This is a genomic window from Nocardiopsis sp. NRRL B-16309 (assembly GCF_001279585.1).
Taxonomy (GTDB): domain Bacteria; phylum Actinomycetota; class Actinomycetes; order Streptosporangiales; family Streptosporangiaceae; genus Nocardiopsis.
The window spans coordinates 1-361 of sequence record NZ_LGEC01000011.1 but is presented as its reverse complement, the minus strand read 5'-3'; the positions used below and the strand labels follow the sequence as shown (position 1 = coordinate 361).

The following is a 361-nucleotide window of genomic DNA, read 5'->3' as shown; positions in this document are numbered from 1 at the left end:
CACGAAGAACATCACCGCGACCAGCGCCGCGATCGGGATCATCCCGACGATGTCGCCCAGCCCCACGCACAGGATCAGCAGGAACACCCCGGCCAGGAACGTGGAGAAGCGGGTGCGTGCGCCGGACTTGATGTTGATCATCGTCTGGCCGATCATCGCGCAGCTGGCCATGCCGCCGAAGAAGCCGACCAGCACGTTCGCGATGCCCTGGCCGCGGGCCTCGCGGGCGTGGTTGGAGGAGGTCTCGGTCTGGTCGTCGACGACCTTGGCGGTCATCAAAGACTCCATCAGCCCCACCAGCGCCAGCGTCATCGCATAGGGGGCGATCAGCGTCAGCGTGTCCAGGGTGAAGGGCACGTTC

The 361-nt window shown here is 65.9% G+C and carries 1 protein-coding gene; it reads right to left on the bottom strand.

What is annotated here, in order from left to right; all coding sequences use genetic code 11:
* A partial coding sequence (locus tag ADL05_RS03060) for a SulP family inorganic anion transporter (RefSeq protein WP_197285673.1) occupies positions 1-361 on the bottom strand: 361 nt, incomplete at both ends.